The sequence below is a fragment of the Microbacterium sp. Mcb102 genome (genome assembly GCF_024519805.1).
In the GTDB taxonomy this organism is placed as follows: Bacteria; Actinomycetota; Actinomycetes; order Actinomycetales; family Microbacteriaceae; genus Microbacterium.
The window spans coordinates 130,761-144,440 of record NZ_JALJRG010000006.1 but is presented as its reverse complement, the minus strand read 5'-3'; the positions used below and the strand labels follow the sequence as shown (position 1 = coordinate 144,440).

The following is a 13,680-nucleotide window of genomic DNA, read 5'->3' as shown; positions in this document are numbered from 1 at the left end:
CTCCGCCTATTCCGCCGAATTCTCGCGGGACGCAGCATCCGCCGCGCCCGTCCCTGCTCTGTTCTTCGCGACCCAGCCTTCGATGTTGCGCTGGGGTGCGACGGTCATGGCCAGCGCTCCGGCCGGGACATCCTTGCGGACGACCGCGCCGGCGCCGGTCTTCGCGCCAGCTCCCAGCCTAACGGGCGCGACGAGCACCGTGTGCGAGCCGGTGTGCACCTCGTCGCCGATCTCGGTGCGGTGCTTGTTCACGTCGTCGTAGTTCGCCGTGATGGTGCTCGCACCGAGGTTGACACCGCGGCCGATCGTGGCGTCGCCGACGTAGGAGAGATGCGGGACCTTGCTGCCCTCGCCGATCTCGGCGTTCTTCGTCTCGACGTAGGCGCCGATCTTGCCCTTGGCGCCCAGGACCGTGCCGGCCCGGAGGAACGAGAACGGGCCGACGGTGGCCTCCGCGCCGATCACGGCGAGGGTGGCGTCGGTGCGACGGACGGTCGCGTCCTCGCCGACCTCGCAGTCGACGAGGGTCGTATCCGGTCCGATCACGGCGCCGGAGGCGATGACCGTGGCACCCAGGATGTGGGTGTTCGGCAGGAGGGTGACGTCGGGCGAGAGCTTCGCGTCGTCGTCGATCCAGGTGGTGGCCGGGTCGATGACGGTGACGCCCTCGAGCTGCCAGCGGCGCACGATGCGCTGGTTGAGCAGGCGACCGACCTCGGCCAGCTGTGCGCGGTCGTTCACCCCGAACGTCACCGCGATGTCGGAGACGACGGATGCCGCCACCCGGTCGCCGTCGCGACGGAGCATCCCCGGCACGTCGGTCAGGTACATCTCGCCCTGTGCATTGTCGACGCCGACCCGCGGCAGGTAGGTGCGCAGGGTCTCGGCGCGGAACACGTACATCCCGGCGTTGATCTCGCGGACCGCGGCCTCTTCGGCGCTCGCGTCCTTCTGCTCCACGATGCGGTCGACACCGCCGTCGGCGTCGCGGACCACGCGGCCGTAACCGGTCGGGTCGTCGAGCAGTGCCGTCATCAGCGTCGCCGGAGCGCCCGACGCGCGGTGCTCCGCCACGAATGCCGAGAGGGTGTCGGCGTCGGCGAGCGGGCAGTCTCCGGAGAGGACGAGCACGTCGCCATCGAAGTCCTCGGGGAGCGCGTCGACCGCCACCTGCACGGCCCGCCCGGTTCCGGGTACGTCGTCCTGGTCGACGAACACCGCGTCGGGGTAGTCCTTGGTGAGGGCGGCGACCACCTGATCGCGCTCGTGCCGCACGACCACCTCGACGTGCGCGGCCTGCAGCCGCCCGGCCGTGGTGAGCACGTGCCCCACCAGAGGGCGCCCGCCGATCGGGTGCAGCACCTTGGGCAGACGCGACTTCATGCGCGTGCCCTGGCCTGCAGCGAGGACGATGATGGCGAGATTGTTCCCAGTCATGCTCCGCCGCCAGGACTCGAACCTAGACCTAACAGCTCCAAAGGCTGTCGTGCTGCCATTACACCACGGCGGACCGCGCCGCCCAGGAGGGCACCGCGGGGTCAAGTCTGCCATGCTCCGGCCTGTGTTCCGATGTGCGCGGATGACGGCCGCCCTGCGCCGTCATGGTTCGGAAACACTGCTCTGGAATGCTGACACCATGAGCATCGTGATCGAGAGGGTCGAGACGGCGACCCCGGCCCTCGCAGAATTCCTGGTCGCCCACCACGCCGAGCTGGAGCACACCGCGCCCGCGGAGAGCCGTCATGCGCTGGTCTTCGAGCGCCTGCTCGCGCCCGGCGTCCGGCTGTTCGCCGGCTCGATCGACGGCCGCCCGGCCGCCACCGGCGCGCTGGCCACGGTCGAAGACGGCCACGAGGAGCTCAAGTCGATGCGCACGGATCCGGCCCTGCGCGGCCGCGGACTCGGGAAATCGATGCTGGCGTTCCTCCTCGCCGACGCGCAGGAGCGCGGCATCCGTCGACTCTCGCTCGAGACCGGCAGCGACGACTTCTTCATCCCGGCACGCGCGATGTACGCGGCGGCGGGCTTCCGCGAGTCAGGCCCGTTCGGCCGCTACCTCCCCGACCCGTACAGCGCCTTCATGACCCTCGAGCTGCCCGTGGTGTCCGTCACCCCCGACGCGCACACGCGATAATGGGCGGATGAGCGAGGTGGATGAGGTCGACCGGATCGTCGGCGCGTGGAACGCGCAGCGTCCCGACCTCGACTTCTCACCCCTCGAGGTGCTTTCGCGGATGGACCGCCTCTCGCGCCATCTGGACCGCGCCCGCCGCGACGTGTTCCGTCGCAGCGACCTGGAGCACTGGGAGTGGGACGTGCTCTCGGCCCTGCGCCGCGCAGGCGCGCCGTTCCAGCTCTCCCCTAAGCAGTTGCTGCAGCAGACCCTGGTCTCGAGCGGCACGATGACCAACCGGATCGACCGACTGGTCGGCCGCCGCTTCGTGCGCCGCGAGGCCGACCCCGGCGACGGGCGCAGTGTGCTCGTGACGCTGACCGACGACGGACGCATCCGCGTGGACGCGGCCATCACCCGCCTCGTCGACGTGGAGGCCGACCTGCTGCAGGCGCTCTCCCGCTCGGACCGGGATCGCCTCGCCGGACTGCTGCGCAAGCTGAGTCTGAGCTTCGACACGTGAGGGGCCGCGCCTGATGGGCATGCCCTCTCCCCTCCCGGTGCGCGACGGCGTGGGAGCCACCCGGCTACACGTGCCGCTCACCGGTGCCTGGCCCACGGTCGCCGCGTACATGGTCGAGCGCTTCTTCCACCTCGATCCCGAGCGTCTGCTCGAGCGGTTCGACCGCGGCGACATCGTGCGGGCCGACGGCTCTCCCGTTCCCCGCGACGCCGCACTCGGCAGCGTCGAGTTCGTCTGGTACTACCGCGAACCCGCCGTCGAGACCCGGATGCCGTTCGAGATCGAGATCCTGCACCAGGACGACCATCTCGTCGTAGTCGACAAGCCGCACTTCCTGCCCACCACGCCGGGCGGCAAGTTCCTGCAGAATTCCGCGCTGGTGCGGCTGCGCAATCTGCTCGACAATGCCGACCTCGCGCCGATCCACCGGCTGGATCGCGCCACCGCCGGGCTGCTGATGTTCTCGACGCGCCCCGCCACCCGTGGTGCCTACCAGCTGCTCTTCGAGAAGCGGCAGGTGCAGAAGGTCTACGAGGCGGTCTCCGAGCTCCCAGAGAACGGGACGCTCCCGTCGTTTCCCGTCGTGTACCGCAACAACATCGAGAAGCTCCGCGGTCAGGTGCGCGTGCAGGTCGATGAGTCCAAGGAGCCGAACTCCGAGACCCTGGTCGAGCTGATCCGTGCCGACGACCGCGTGGTGCACACGCTGCTGCGTCCGCACAGCGGCAAGATGCACCAGCTTCGGGTGCATCTCGCCGCCCTCGGCATCGGCATCCTGAACGACCGCTTCTACCCCGAGCTGCAGGAAGATCGGCCGGACGACTACGACCGACCGCTGCAGCTGCTGGCGCGCGAGCTGCGCTTCGTGGACCCGATCAGCGGGCAGGACCGGGTGTTCACCACGCGCCGCACCCTGCAGGAAGCACCCGTCAGCGACGCATGACCTTGCGGGCGAGGCGTGTGCCGAGCATCTGCACCAGGTGAACGAACACCACGATCAGGACGATCGCCGCCCACATGACGAGCGGCTCGAACTGCCGGAAGCCGTAGATCTGCGCGAACGCACCGAGCCCGCCGCCGCCGACGAGGCCCGCCATGGCCGTCATGTCGATCAACGCCACGAGGATGAACGTGTAGCCGAGGATGAGCGGACCGAGCGACTCCGGGATGGCCACGGTGAAGAGGATGCGCCACGGACCGGCACCCATCGCCCGCGCCGCCTCGATCACTCCGGGAGAGACCGAGACGAGGTGCTGCTCCACGATGCGCCCGATCGCGAACGCGGCAGCCAGACCGATGATGAAGGCCCCGGCGGTCGTACCGATACCCACGCCGACGACCGCGCGCGCCAGCGGCTGCGCGACCACGAGGAAGATGATGAACGGGATCGGGCGGAAGAAGTTCACGACGAGGTTCGCGAGCACCGAGACGACCCGGTTCGCTGCGAGGCCACCGGGGCGCGTGACGTACAGGATGATGCCGATCGCCAGCCCGAGGATGCCGCCGAGCACCAGCGCGAACGACGTCATGTACAGGGTCTCGAGTGCGGCCGCCCAGAATTCGGGCCACAGTTCGTTCAGACGCTCCATCAGCGGGCCTCCTCTCCGGCGATCTCGGTCACTTCGACGCGTTCGGCGATGCGGGCGAGCGCGCCGTCGATCGCCGCGGCGTCACCCCGGATCGCGAGGGTCAGGTGCCCGAAGGCGCGCCCGCGGATGTCGTTGATGCCGCCGAACACGAGCTCGAAGTCGAGGCCCGCGCCGGCGAGATCGAGGAACACCTGCGCCTGCGACGAGTCGCCGTCGCGGAACGAGAACGTCACCAGGCGGCCGCGGTGACGCTCGCGAAGCACCGCGAGCTCGGCCGGCGACGGCACGCCCTTCACGACCGTGCCGACGAAGCGCTGGGATGCCGGGTTCTGCGGAGCGGAGAAGACGTCGAACACGTCGCCGTGCTCGATCACGCGGCCGTTCTCCATGACCGCGACCCTGGTAGCGATGGTCTGGATGACGTCCATCTCGTGCGTGATGATCACGATCGTGACGCCCTGCTCCTGGTTGACCCGCTTGAGCAGGTCGAGCACCTCGTGCGTGGTCTGCGGGTCGAGGGCGCTGGTGGCCTCGTCGGCGAGGAGGATCGCGGGGCCCGTCGCGAGGGCCCGTGCGATGCCGACGCGCTGCTTCTGACCGCCCGAGAGCTGTTCGGGGTAGGCCTTGGCCTTGTCGGCGAGGCCGACGAACGACAGCAGCTCGGCGACCCGCTTCTCGATGTCGTCCTTGGACCAGCCGGCGAGCTTGAGCGGGTAGGCGATGTTGGCCCTGACGCTCCGCGAGGAGAACAGATTGAACTGCTGGAAGATCATCCCGATGCCGCCGCGGACCCTGCGCAGCTCGCTCTCCTTGAGCGCGGTGATGTCGACGCCGTCCACCGTGATGGTGCCGCTCGTGGCCGGCTCGAGGGCGTTGATCAGCCGCACGAGCGTGGACTTGCCGGCGCCCGAGTATCCGATGATGCCGAAGACGTCGCCCTTCTCGATCTCGAGGCTGACGTCGTCCACGGCGACGACCTCTGACCCCTCACGGGTGCGGGGCGGGTAGGTCTTGGAGACGTTCGTCAGGGTGACGATCGGCATGGGCTGCTCCGGTCTGCTACGGGAACGAAGAATCGGGTGACGCTTCTCGCGGCACCCGATTCTCCCTCATCGGACGAAGGGTGGTTTCCCCGTCGTCCTACTTCTTCGAGTCCGCGTCCTTCTGGACCTTCTCGAGCGACGCGACGAGGTCCTCGACCGGGGTCTGCAGCGCCACGGCGGTGTCGCCCGACGATTTCAGCAGACCCTTCTGGACATCTTCATTCGTCTGGAAGATCTCGACGAGCTTGAGGTACGTCTCGTTGTCGGCATCATCGGCGCGCGCGGCGAAGATGTTCACGTACGGCAGCGCGCCGGCATCCTCGGGGTCGTCCTGGGCGATAGCGTCCTCGAACGAGAGGCCGGCCGGCTCCACGAAGTCGTTGTTGATGATCGCGGCGGCGACGTCGGGCAGCGACGTCGGGACGATCGCGGCCTCCAGCGCCTTGACCTTGACCTCGGACTTCTCAGTGTCCACGTCGGCGAGGTCGGAGTACGGGGTGCCACCGCTCTTCAGCTCGATGAGGCCGGCCTGCTGCAGCACGTTCAGCGCGCGGGCCTGGTTCGAGGCGTCGTCCGGGACGGCGACGGTCTCGCCCTTCGGGATGTCCTTCACATCGTCGTACTTGGTCGAGTACAGGCCGAGCGGGTAGATCGCGGTCGACCCGATCGGGGTCAGGTCCGCACCCGAGGCGTTGTTGTACTCCGCGAGGTACACGATGTGCTGGAACTGGTTGAGGTCGATCTCGCCCTCGGTGAGCGCCGGGTTGGGCTGCTCGTAGGAGCCGAAGTCGACCAGCTCGACGGTGATGCCCTCCTCGGCCGCGGCATCGACGAATGCGGGCCACTGCTCGTCGCCCTTGCCGACGACGCCGATCTTGACGACCTCGTCCTCGGTCGAGCCCGCGCTGCCGGAACCGGCTTCGGAGGATGCCGTCGCGCAGCCTGCGAGTGCGACGAAGAGCGGGACCGCGGCGAGCGCGGCGATGACGGAAGTGGTGCGGCGTGACATGGAAGGAGTTCCTCTCTTGGGGACTCGAATACGTTAGGCAGGCGCCATCGAACGTGCGGAATCGAGTCGTCACACGGCGTCACAGCCCGCTCGGGTGCGGGTCAGTCGAACTCCTCGATCCCCTGCAGACGCACCTGCTCGAGGTCGAGGCGGGCCGAGATGCGGCGCACGACGAGGTCGTCGACCGTCCCCGCACCGCGCAACCCCAGGAGCACCTCGCGCTTGCGGTCGATGAGGGCGAGCTTGAGGCGCGTGTGCTCCTCGTGCCGGATCAGCGGCGAGCGCTGCGCGAGGTCGACGTCGGCTGAGGTCGCGATCATCTGCAGAACCGTCCCGTCGGTGCCATCGGGCCCCGTGGCCTGATCCACTCCCCCGCTCGGTGCCGGATCTTCTTCGGGCGGATCAGCGGTTCCGGCGCTCAGCGGATCGGGCTCGTCGAGCATCTCGTCCAGTGCGTCGGCCTCGGCGTCGACGATCGCCTGCTCACGCGCCAGTGTGCGCGCGTTCGCGAACTCGAGCATCGCGTAGCCCTCGGTGCGCACACGGTCGCGGACCTCCTGCCCGATGCCGTGCTCGGCGGCGAGGTCGTCGAGGGCTGCGAGCGCCGCACCCGAGATCGCCCGCTCGGCGAGCTCGTACTCCTCGTCCTCGACATGATCGACGGGGAACCGCGCCCAGCGCACGAGCGCGGGGAGCAGCGGGGCCTGCACGAGCAGGCTCAGCATGATCACTCCGGCCGTGACGAACACGATCTCGTCGCGTCCGGACACCACCCCGCCCTCGGTGATCGTGGCGGGGACCGACAGCGCGATCGCGAGCGAGACCGCACCGCGCATGCCGGCCATGGTCGACACGACGCGCGCCCGCGACCGGGCTCCCCGCGCCGGACGCCCACCGGTCTGGCGCTGGAAGAGCACGTTCAGCACCTGGAACACGTAGCGCACCACCAGGAGGGTCGCCCACACCGCGAGCGTGATCAGCACGAGCCGGCCGATCGCCGCCGCCGAGATCTCGTGCACGACGTACTGCACCTCGAGGCCGATCAGCACGAACAGCGCGCCGTTGAGCAGGAAGACTCCGAACGGCCAGGCCGCATCGGCCTGTCGGCGGGAGGACGCCGTCGTCACGCGCGGCGACACGTAGGCGACGATGAGCCCGGCGACGACGACCGCGAGAACGCCGGAGGCGTGCACCATCTCGGCAGCGAGGAACGCCGTGAACGGGATCAGCAGCAGCGCCACGTTGATCACGATCGTCGAGGATGTGCGCCGCAGCAGCAGGTATCCGAGGCCGGCGATCACGACGCCCGCCGCGATCCCGCCGACGTAGGAGATCAGCACGTCGAGTGTCACGGAGAGCGGTGTGATCTGGCCGCCGAGCGCGAGCGACACCGCGATCGCGTACAGCACGAGCGCCGTGCCGTCGTTGGTGAGGCTCTCGGCCTTCAGCTTCATGAATGTGCGGCGCGGCAGCAGGCGACCGAGCGCCGCGACGGCCGTGGCATCCGGCGGTGCGACCGCCGCTCCCAGGATGAGCGCGATCTCCCACGGCATCCCGAACAGCACGCCGATGCCGGCGACCGCGAACGCCGACGCGACCACGAGGACCGTGCTCATCGGGAGGATGTAGCGGAAGTCGCGGCGGATCGAGCGCAGCGACGTCGTGAGACTCTCCCAGAACAGGATCACCGGGAGGAACAGCAGCAGCACCGTCTCCGGCGGCAGCTGCACTTCACGCAGCGGCGGGATGAAGCCGAGCAGCAGTCCGAAGATGACCAGGACGAGGGGCAGCGCGAGACGCACGCGCGGGGCGATCAGGGTTCCGACGAGAATCGTGAGTCCGAGCAGGACCGTTACTTCGAGGCCTTCCATCCCTACCTCCCAACAGCGTCAGGAGAAGGATATTCCTCGGTCAGCCGATCTCCTCGGTGAGTTCGAACCAGCGCAGCTCCAACTCCTCGATCTCGGCTTGCTGATCGCTGATCTTCTTCATGCGATCGCCGAGTCCCGCGTAGTCGGCCTGGTCGTGATCGGCGAGCGCGGTCTTGGCGGCATTGACCTGCTGAGTCAGCTTCTGGATGCGCCGCTCGAGGGAGGAGATCTCCTTCTGCGCTGTGCGGAGAGCCGCACCGTCGAGACCTGAGGCGGTTGCCGTCGCCGTCGCCGTAGCTGCCGACGTCGCGGTCTGCTTCGAGCCCGCCGACGCCTGCAGGTGGCGCAGTCGCAGGTACTCGTCGACGCCTCCGGGAAGGTGCCGCAGGTGGCCGTCGAGGATCGCGTACTGCTGGTCCGTGACGCGCTCCAGGAAGTACCGGTCGTGACTGACGACCAGGAGCGTGCCCGACCAGGAGTCGAGCAGGTCTTCGATGGCGGCGAGCATGTCGGTGTCGAGGTCGTTGGTCGGCTCGTCGAGGATCAGCACGTTCGGCTGGTCGAGCAGCACCAACAGCAGCTGCAGACGGCGCTGCTGGCCACCCGAGAGGTCCTTGACCGGGGTGGAGAGCTGGGCGGAGTCGAACCCGAGGCGCTCGAGCAGCTGACCGGGCGTGAGGTCCTGCGCCTTCGAGCCGGCACCCATCGTGTACGAGGTGCGCAGCCCCGAGATGATCACGCGCACCGGGTCCTTCCAGTGCTGGGTGAGCTCGTCGAGCCGCTGGGTGAGGGTCTGCACCTTCACGGTCGTGCCGCGCTTGACCCGGCCGACCGTGGGTTCCACGGTGCCGGAGATGAGCCCGAGGAGTGTGGACTTGCCGGCGCCGTTCACCCCGAGGATGCCGGTGCGCTCCCCCGGCGCGATGCGCCACTCGATGTCGCGGAGCACGACCTTCTCGCCGCCGTCCGCCGTCGGGTAGGTCACGCCGACGTCGAGCAGGTCGACCACGTCCTTGCCGAGGCGCGAGACGGCCAGCGACTGCAGCGACACCTTGTCTCGGATCTCGGGCACGTCGGCGATGAGCTCGTTGGCCGCGTCGATGCGGAACTTCGGCTTCGCCGTGCGGGCCGGAGCACCGCGCCGGAGCCAGGCGAGCTCTTTCTTGGCCAGGTTCTGGCGCTTCGCCTCGGTCGCCGCTGCCATCCGGTCGCGCTCCACGCGCTGCAGGATGTACGCCGCGTAGCCGCCCTCGAAGGGCTCGACGATGCGGTCGTGCACCTCCCAGGTCTCGGTGCAGATCTCGTCGAGGAACCACCGGTCGTGGGTCACGACCAGGAGCGCGCCCGAGTTCGGCGACCAGCGCTTCTTGAGATGCGCGGCGAGCCACGTGATCGCCTCGACGTCGAGGTGGTTGGTGGGCTCGTCGAGGGCGATGACGTCCCAGTCGCCGGTGAGCAGCTTCGCGAGCGACACCCGGCGCCGCTGGCCACCGCTGAGCGAGCCGATCTCGGCATCCCACGGCAGATCGGTGAGGAGGCCGTCGATCACGTCGCGGATGCGCGCGTCGCCCGCCCACTCGTACTCCGGGGTGTCGCCGACGACGGCGGCGCTGATCGTGAGGTCGTCCGGCAGGTTGTCGGCCTGGTCGAGCACGCCGATCCGCGTGCCGCCGCGCACCGTGACGCGGCCGGAGTTCGGCTCCTTGATGCCGGCGAGCATGCCGAGGAGGCTGGACTTCCCGTCGCCGTTGCGGCCGACGATGCCGATGCGGTCACCCTCTTCGATGCCGAGGGTCACGGAGTCGAAGACGACCCTGGTCGGATATTCGAGGTGCAGGGCTTCAGCCCCGAGAAGATGTGCCATGTTCCTTCCAGGGTAGCCGCGCGCGATGGGTACGGCGGCCAGCCTAAAATCGACGGGTGCCAAGTAAACGCCGGGTGTTCTCGCTCATGCTCGACGATCGCAAGGCGAAGCTGGTGCAATCGCGAAGGCGACCAGGTCGCTACGAGCTCAGCGTCGACGGGATCCCGCAGTCCGTCGTGTCGATGACGGATCCCACCGAACTCGAATACGCCTACACCCAGCACATCGCCAGGGCGATGGATGCCGCGGCCGAGCCCGGTGCACCGCTGTTCACCGTGCATCTGGGAGCCGGAGCACTCACGCTGGCCCGCTATGTCGAGGCCACGCGTGCCGGCTCACCCCAGCTCGTGGTCGAGTTCGAGCCCGCTCTCTACGACGCGGTGATCGCCGCGCTGCCCCTGCCCCCGGGCGCTGATGTGCGGGTCATCTTCGGCGATGCGCGAGCGGTCGCCGACGCGGAGCTCCCGGACGAGTGGGCGGATGCCCGCTTCACCGTGGTCGACCTCTGGGATGCCGCCGTCATCCGTCATCATGTGGCCAGCCAGGAGTTCTACCGCCGGGTCGCCGCGCGCTCCGCCGCAGACGGCGTCGTGGCCGTGAACCTGCTCGACGGGCATCCGTTCGAGTATTCACGGCGACAGGCAGCCACCCTGCGCACCGTGTTCGATCACGTCGCCGTCGTCCTCGACGCCGAACCGGACGATGACGAAGGACCACTCGGCAACGTCGTCGTCTTCGCCAGCGATGCGCCACTCGACGTCGTGACGAACCCCGATCTGCTCGGCGCACCGCGACCGCACATGCTGCACGACGCTTCGCTGACGTCGTGGATCGCCGACGCACGCATCATGACCGACGCCGACGGCACGGACTCCCCCGACCCCGACGACCCCATCTGGGATTAGCGCTCAGCCCGACGGGGCCCGGTCCGTCGGGCTGCGACAACGGGCGGAGACAACGGCCGAATCGGATGCCGGAATCCCGGTGAACATAGTTTCGAATGTCGGTGGTCCGTGATGGACTGAAGTCATGACAGCACTGCTCCACGCGACCGACTCCCAGATGGCGATGCTCGCCGATCTGGTGGCGTCGCTCGAGGCGGCAGAAGCGACGCTGAGCAGCATGCACGCGGCCAGAGACGGCATGCTCGCGATGGCCGGGCGTCTGGCTATCGACATCGCCAGGGAGGCTGCGCATCCCGATCATGGCGACATGGCGATCCGCACGGTGGCGGCCGAGATCGGCGCCGCGCAGCACCTGAGCGACCGCACGATCGAGCGACGGATGGCCGAGGCCTCCTGGCTCGTCGAGCGCTTCCCTTCGGTGTGGGAGGCACAGGGCGCGGGGCGCATCAGTGGCGCGCATGCGCGGGTGATCGTCGACGCGGGCGCCCACCTCGACGATGCGGCCGACCGACAGGCCTATGCCACCGAGGCGGTGGCGATCGCCGAGACCGAGTCCCCGAACCGGCTGCGACGGCTCGCACGGCGCCTGGCCGAACGATTCCAGGAGCGCCCGGTCAGCGAACGGCACCGCGAGGCGCGCAAGGGCCGCCGCGTGTGGACGAGAGATCTCGACGACGGGATGGCCGAGCTCGGCACCCGCGGCCCGGCCGCGCTCATCCACGGCATGTTCGACCGGCTCTCGCAGATGGCGCATGCGGTGAAAAAGGACAATGCCCACGCGGCGAGAAGTGCCGGCTCCGATGGACCTCCGGCAGACGAGCGCACGATCGACCAGTTGCGTGCCGACCTGCTCGCCGACCTCCTGCTCACGGGCACGCCGGCAGGACACGACACGACCGATGGACTGCTCGGCGAGATCCGCGCCCGCGTCGAGGTCTCGGTGCCGGTGATGTCGTTGATGTCGTTGATGGACGATGACCGCGATGTTCCGGATGCCGCCGCTTTCGTGCGCACGCCCGGCGATGTCGGATGCGGGCGCTCCGGCGGCTCCCTGCCGTCCGTCCTCCCGCCTGCCCTGCTCGACGGCACGACGCCGATCGACATCACCACCGCCCGCAGGCTGGCCGGCTCGGCCATGGGCTGGGATCGTGTGCTGACGCATCCGATCTCCGGCGCGCTGCTCGCTGTCGACAGATACCGGCCGAGCGAGCAACTGCGGCGACATCTGCGCGCGCGGGATCAGCGGTGCCGGTTCCCCGGGTGCGGGATCGTGGCGCGGAAGTGCGATCTCGACCACAATCACGCGGCTTCGACCGGGGGCGCGACCACAGATGTGAACCTCGCGGCGTTCTGCCGACGACATCACATGCTCAAACACCACTCCCCCTGGCACGTCGAGCAACGTGCGGGCGGCGTGCTGGAGTGGACGAGTCCGACCGGGCGCTCGTACATCGACCGACCGCCTCCCCAGAACACGGTGACGTTCACCGATTCAACAGTGCCCGCTCCGTTCTGAACGGTGACACTCGGTAGCAGGAAACGGCGACCGGAAGCGGGACACAGCGAACGGGCCGCCCGAACCCGAAGGTCCGGACGGCCCGAGGATGCTGCGGTATTACTGGTACGACTTCACGATCTCGAGGAGGCTCGGGACGTTGGCGTACGCCTCGGCCGCGTTCTCCTTCGTGACGATGACCGGCGGCAGCAGGAACGCGGGAACGACCTTCACGCCGTTGTCGTACTGCTCTTCGTCGTTCACGTCGACCTCTTCGCCCTTCTGGAGCTGGCCGACCATCTTGATCGACTGCTCGACGAGGAGCGTGGTGTCCTTGTTGATCGTGGAGTACTGGATGCCCTCCATGATCGACTTCACCGACTCGACCTCGGAGTCCTGGCCGGTGACGACCGGGACATCCTTGCCCGCACCCTGCACCGAGGTGATGATGGCGCGAGCGAGCGTGTCGTTCGGGGACAGGACGCCGTCGAGCGCCTCAGAGCTGTAGGTCGACGTGAGGATCGAGTCCATACGGCGCTGCGCGTTCTCGGCCTTCCAGCCCTCGGTCGCCGTCTGGGCGATCTCGGTCTGACCCGAGACGACCTTCAGGGTGCCGTCGTCGATCTTCGGCTGGAGGACCTCCATGGCGCCGTTGAAGAACACCGCGGAGTTCGCGTCATCCGGCGAGCCCGAGAACAGCTCGATGTTGTACGGAGCCTCGTGGCCCGCACGCTCGGCGAGACCGTCGAGCAGAGCCTGACCTTGGAGCTTGCCGACCTCGAAGTTGTCGAACGCGACGTAGTAGTCGACGGCCTCCGTGTTCTCGATCAGACGGTCGTACGCGATGACGGCGACACCGGCGTCGCGAGCGGCCTCGACCTGCGTCGCGAGCTGCTTGCCGTCCTTGGCACCGATGATGATGACCTTGGCGCCACCGGTGACCATCGCCTGGATCTGGTTCTGCTGCTCGGCGACCGTGTTGCTGGCCGGCGCGTACTGCACGTCGGCCTTGAACCCGGCCTTCTCGAGTCCGTCGGTGAACAGCTGACCGGCGAGGACCCAGTTCTCCGAGGTCTTGTCCGGGAGGGCGACACCGATCGTGGCGTCGGCGGCGAAGCCTGCTGCCGCCTCGTCGCCACCATCGGCGCCGGTGTCTCCGCCACGCTCCGAGGAGCAGCCGGTGAGGGCGAAAGCGCCCACGGCGACGATCGCTGTCGCCGTAAGAAGCATCTTCTTCATGTGATCTCTTTCTCTGGTGTGTGTAGGTC

The 13,680-nt window shown here is 68.6% G+C and carries 12 protein-coding genes and 1 tRNA gene; 5 read left to right on the top strand and 8 right to left on the bottom strand.

Annotation, left to right across the window (positions count from 1 at the left end; genetic code table 11):
- Window positions 1–6 precede the first annotated feature (6 nt).
- Window positions 7–1,437: a bifunctional UDP-N-acetylglucosamine diphosphorylase/glucosamine-1-phosphate N-acetyltransferase GlmU gene (gene glmU / locus OC372_RS15080; protein ID WP_262002563.1), complete on the bottom strand. Its 1,431-nt coding sequence runs from the start codon at window positions 1,435–1,437 to the stop codon at window positions 7–9.
- Window position 1,438: 1 nt separating this feature from the next.
- A tRNA-Gln gene (locus tag OC372_RS15075) sits at window positions 1,439–1,510 on the bottom strand.
- A 126-nt stretch (window positions 1,511–1,636) separates the two neighbouring features.
- Between OC372_RS15075 and OC372_RS15070 the strand changes: the two genes are divergently transcribed.
- The 3 genes from OC372_RS15070 to OC372_RS15060 are packed head-to-tail and all read left to right on the top strand — an operon-like array spanning window position 1,637 to window position 3,579.
- Window positions 1,637–2,134 (top strand): GNAT family N-acetyltransferase, encoded by a 498-nt coding sequence (locus tag OC372_RS15070; protein ID WP_262002562.1) that lies wholly within the window; start codon window positions 1,637–1,639, stop codon window positions 2,132–2,134.
- Between the two features lie 7 nt (window positions 2,135–2,141).
- The gene (locus OC372_RS15065) at window positions 2,142–2,636 is read left to right on the top strand and encodes a MarR family winged helix-turn-helix transcriptional regulator (protein ID WP_262002561.1); all 495 of its coding nucleotides are present in this window, start codon (window positions 2,142–2,144) and stop codon (window positions 2,634–2,636) included.
- Window positions 2,637–2,655: 19 nt separating this feature from the next.
- The gene (locus tag OC372_RS15060; protein ID WP_262002560.1) at window positions 2,656–3,579 is read left to right on the top strand and encodes a pseudouridine synthase; all 924 of its coding nucleotides are present in this window, start codon (window positions 2,656–2,658) and stop codon (window positions 3,577–3,579) included.
- Here the strand turns inward: OC372_RS15060 and OC372_RS15055 are convergent.
- The 5 genes from OC372_RS15055 to OC372_RS15035 form a co-directional block, all read right to left on the bottom strand.
- On the bottom strand, window positions 3,566–4,225 hold the full coding sequence (locus OC372_RS15055; RefSeq protein WP_091030955.1) for a methionine ABC transporter permease: 660 nt from the start codon (window positions 4,223–4,225) through the stop codon (window positions 3,566–3,568). The genes OC372_RS15060 and OC372_RS15055 overlap by 14 nt on opposite strands.
- On the bottom strand, window positions 4,225–5,268 hold the full coding sequence (locus tag OC372_RS15050; protein ID WP_262002559.1) for a methionine ABC transporter ATP-binding protein: 1,044 nt from the start codon (window positions 5,266–5,268) through the stop codon (window positions 4,225–4,227). Before OC372_RS15050 ends, OC372_RS15055 begins: the two co-directional genes overlap by 1 nt.
- A gap of 97 nt (window positions 5,269–5,365) precedes the next feature.
- Window positions 5,366–6,277: a MetQ/NlpA family ABC transporter substrate-binding protein gene (locus OC372_RS15045; protein ID WP_105710915.1), complete on the bottom strand. Its 912-nt coding sequence runs from the start codon at window positions 6,275–6,277 to the stop codon at window positions 5,366–5,368.
- 101 nt (window positions 6,278–6,378) lie between these two features.
- Window positions 6,379–8,148 (bottom strand): Na+/H+ antiporter, encoded by a 1,770-nt coding sequence (locus tag OC372_RS15040; protein ID WP_262002558.1) that lies wholly within the window; start codon window positions 8,146–8,148, stop codon window positions 6,379–6,381.
- A gap of 40 nt (window positions 8,149–8,188) precedes the next feature.
- Entirely contained in the window at window positions 8,189–10,012 is a 1,824-nt protein-coding gene (locus OC372_RS15035; protein WP_262002557.1) for an ABC-F family ATP-binding cassette domain-containing protein, read from the bottom strand.
- 56 nt (window positions 10,013–10,068) lie between these two features.
- Between OC372_RS15035 and OC372_RS15030 the strand changes: the two genes are divergently transcribed.
- Window positions 10,069–10,917, top strand: a complete 849-nt coding sequence (locus tag OC372_RS15030) for a spermidine synthase (protein ID WP_262002556.1) — start codon at window positions 10,069–10,071, stop codon at window positions 10,915–10,917.
- A gap of 124 nt (window positions 10,918–11,041) precedes the next feature.
- A complete protein-coding gene (locus tag OC372_RS15025) occupies window positions 11,042–12,433 on the top strand; it encodes an HNH endonuclease signature motif containing protein (RefSeq protein ID WP_262002555.1) in 1,392 nt (463 codons plus the stop codon).
- 99 nt (window positions 12,434–12,532) lie between these two features.
- Here the strand turns inward: OC372_RS15025 and OC372_RS15020 are convergent, their stop codons facing one another.
- Window positions 12,533–13,651, bottom strand: coding sequence for a sugar-binding protein (locus OC372_RS15020; protein ID WP_029262609.1), 1,119 nt, complete (start codon window positions 13,649–13,651; stop codon window positions 12,533–12,535).
- Window positions 13,652–13,680 lie beyond the last annotated feature (29 nt).

Coding starts and splice junctions, on each gene's coding strand:
- glmU (WP_262002563.1), bottom strand. CDS start 1,437: ATGACTGGGAACAATCTCGCCATCATCGTCCTCGCTGCAGGCCAGGGC.
- OC372_RS15070 (WP_262002562.1), top strand. CDS start 1,637: ATGAGCATCGTGATCGAGAGGGTCGAGACGGCGACCCCGGCCCTCGCA.
- OC372_RS15065 (WP_262002561.1), top strand. CDS start 2,142: ATGAGCGAGGTGGATGAGGTCGACCGGATCGTCGGCGCGTGGAACGCG.
- OC372_RS15060 (WP_262002560.1), top strand. CDS start 2,656: ATGCCCTCTCCCCTCCCGGTGCGCGACGGCGTGGGAGCCACCCGGCTA.
- OC372_RS15055 (WP_091030955.1), bottom strand. CDS start 4,225: ATGGAGCGTCTGAACGAACTGTGGCCCGAATTCTGGGCGGCCGCACTC.
- OC372_RS15050 (WP_262002559.1), bottom strand. CDS start 5,268: ATGCCGATCGTCACCCTGACGAACGTCTCCAAGACCTACCCGCCCCGC.
- OC372_RS15045 (WP_105710915.1), bottom strand. CDS start 6,277: ATGTCACGCCGCACCACTTCCGTCATCGCCGCGCTCGCCGCGGTCCCG.
- OC372_RS15040 (WP_262002558.1), bottom strand. CDS start 8,148: ATGGAAGGCCTCGAAGTAACGGTCCTGCTCGGACTCACGATTCTCGTC.
- OC372_RS15035 (WP_262002557.1), bottom strand. CDS start 10,012: ATGGCACATCTTCTCGGGGCTGAAGCCCTGCACCTCGAATATCCGACC.
- OC372_RS15025 (WP_262002555.1), top strand. CDS start 11,042: ATGACAGCACTGCTCCACGCGACCGACTCCCAGATGGCGATGCTCGCC.
- OC372_RS15020 (WP_029262609.1), bottom strand. CDS start 13,651: ATGAAGAAGATGCTTCTTACGGCGACAGCGATCGTCGCCGTGGGCGCT.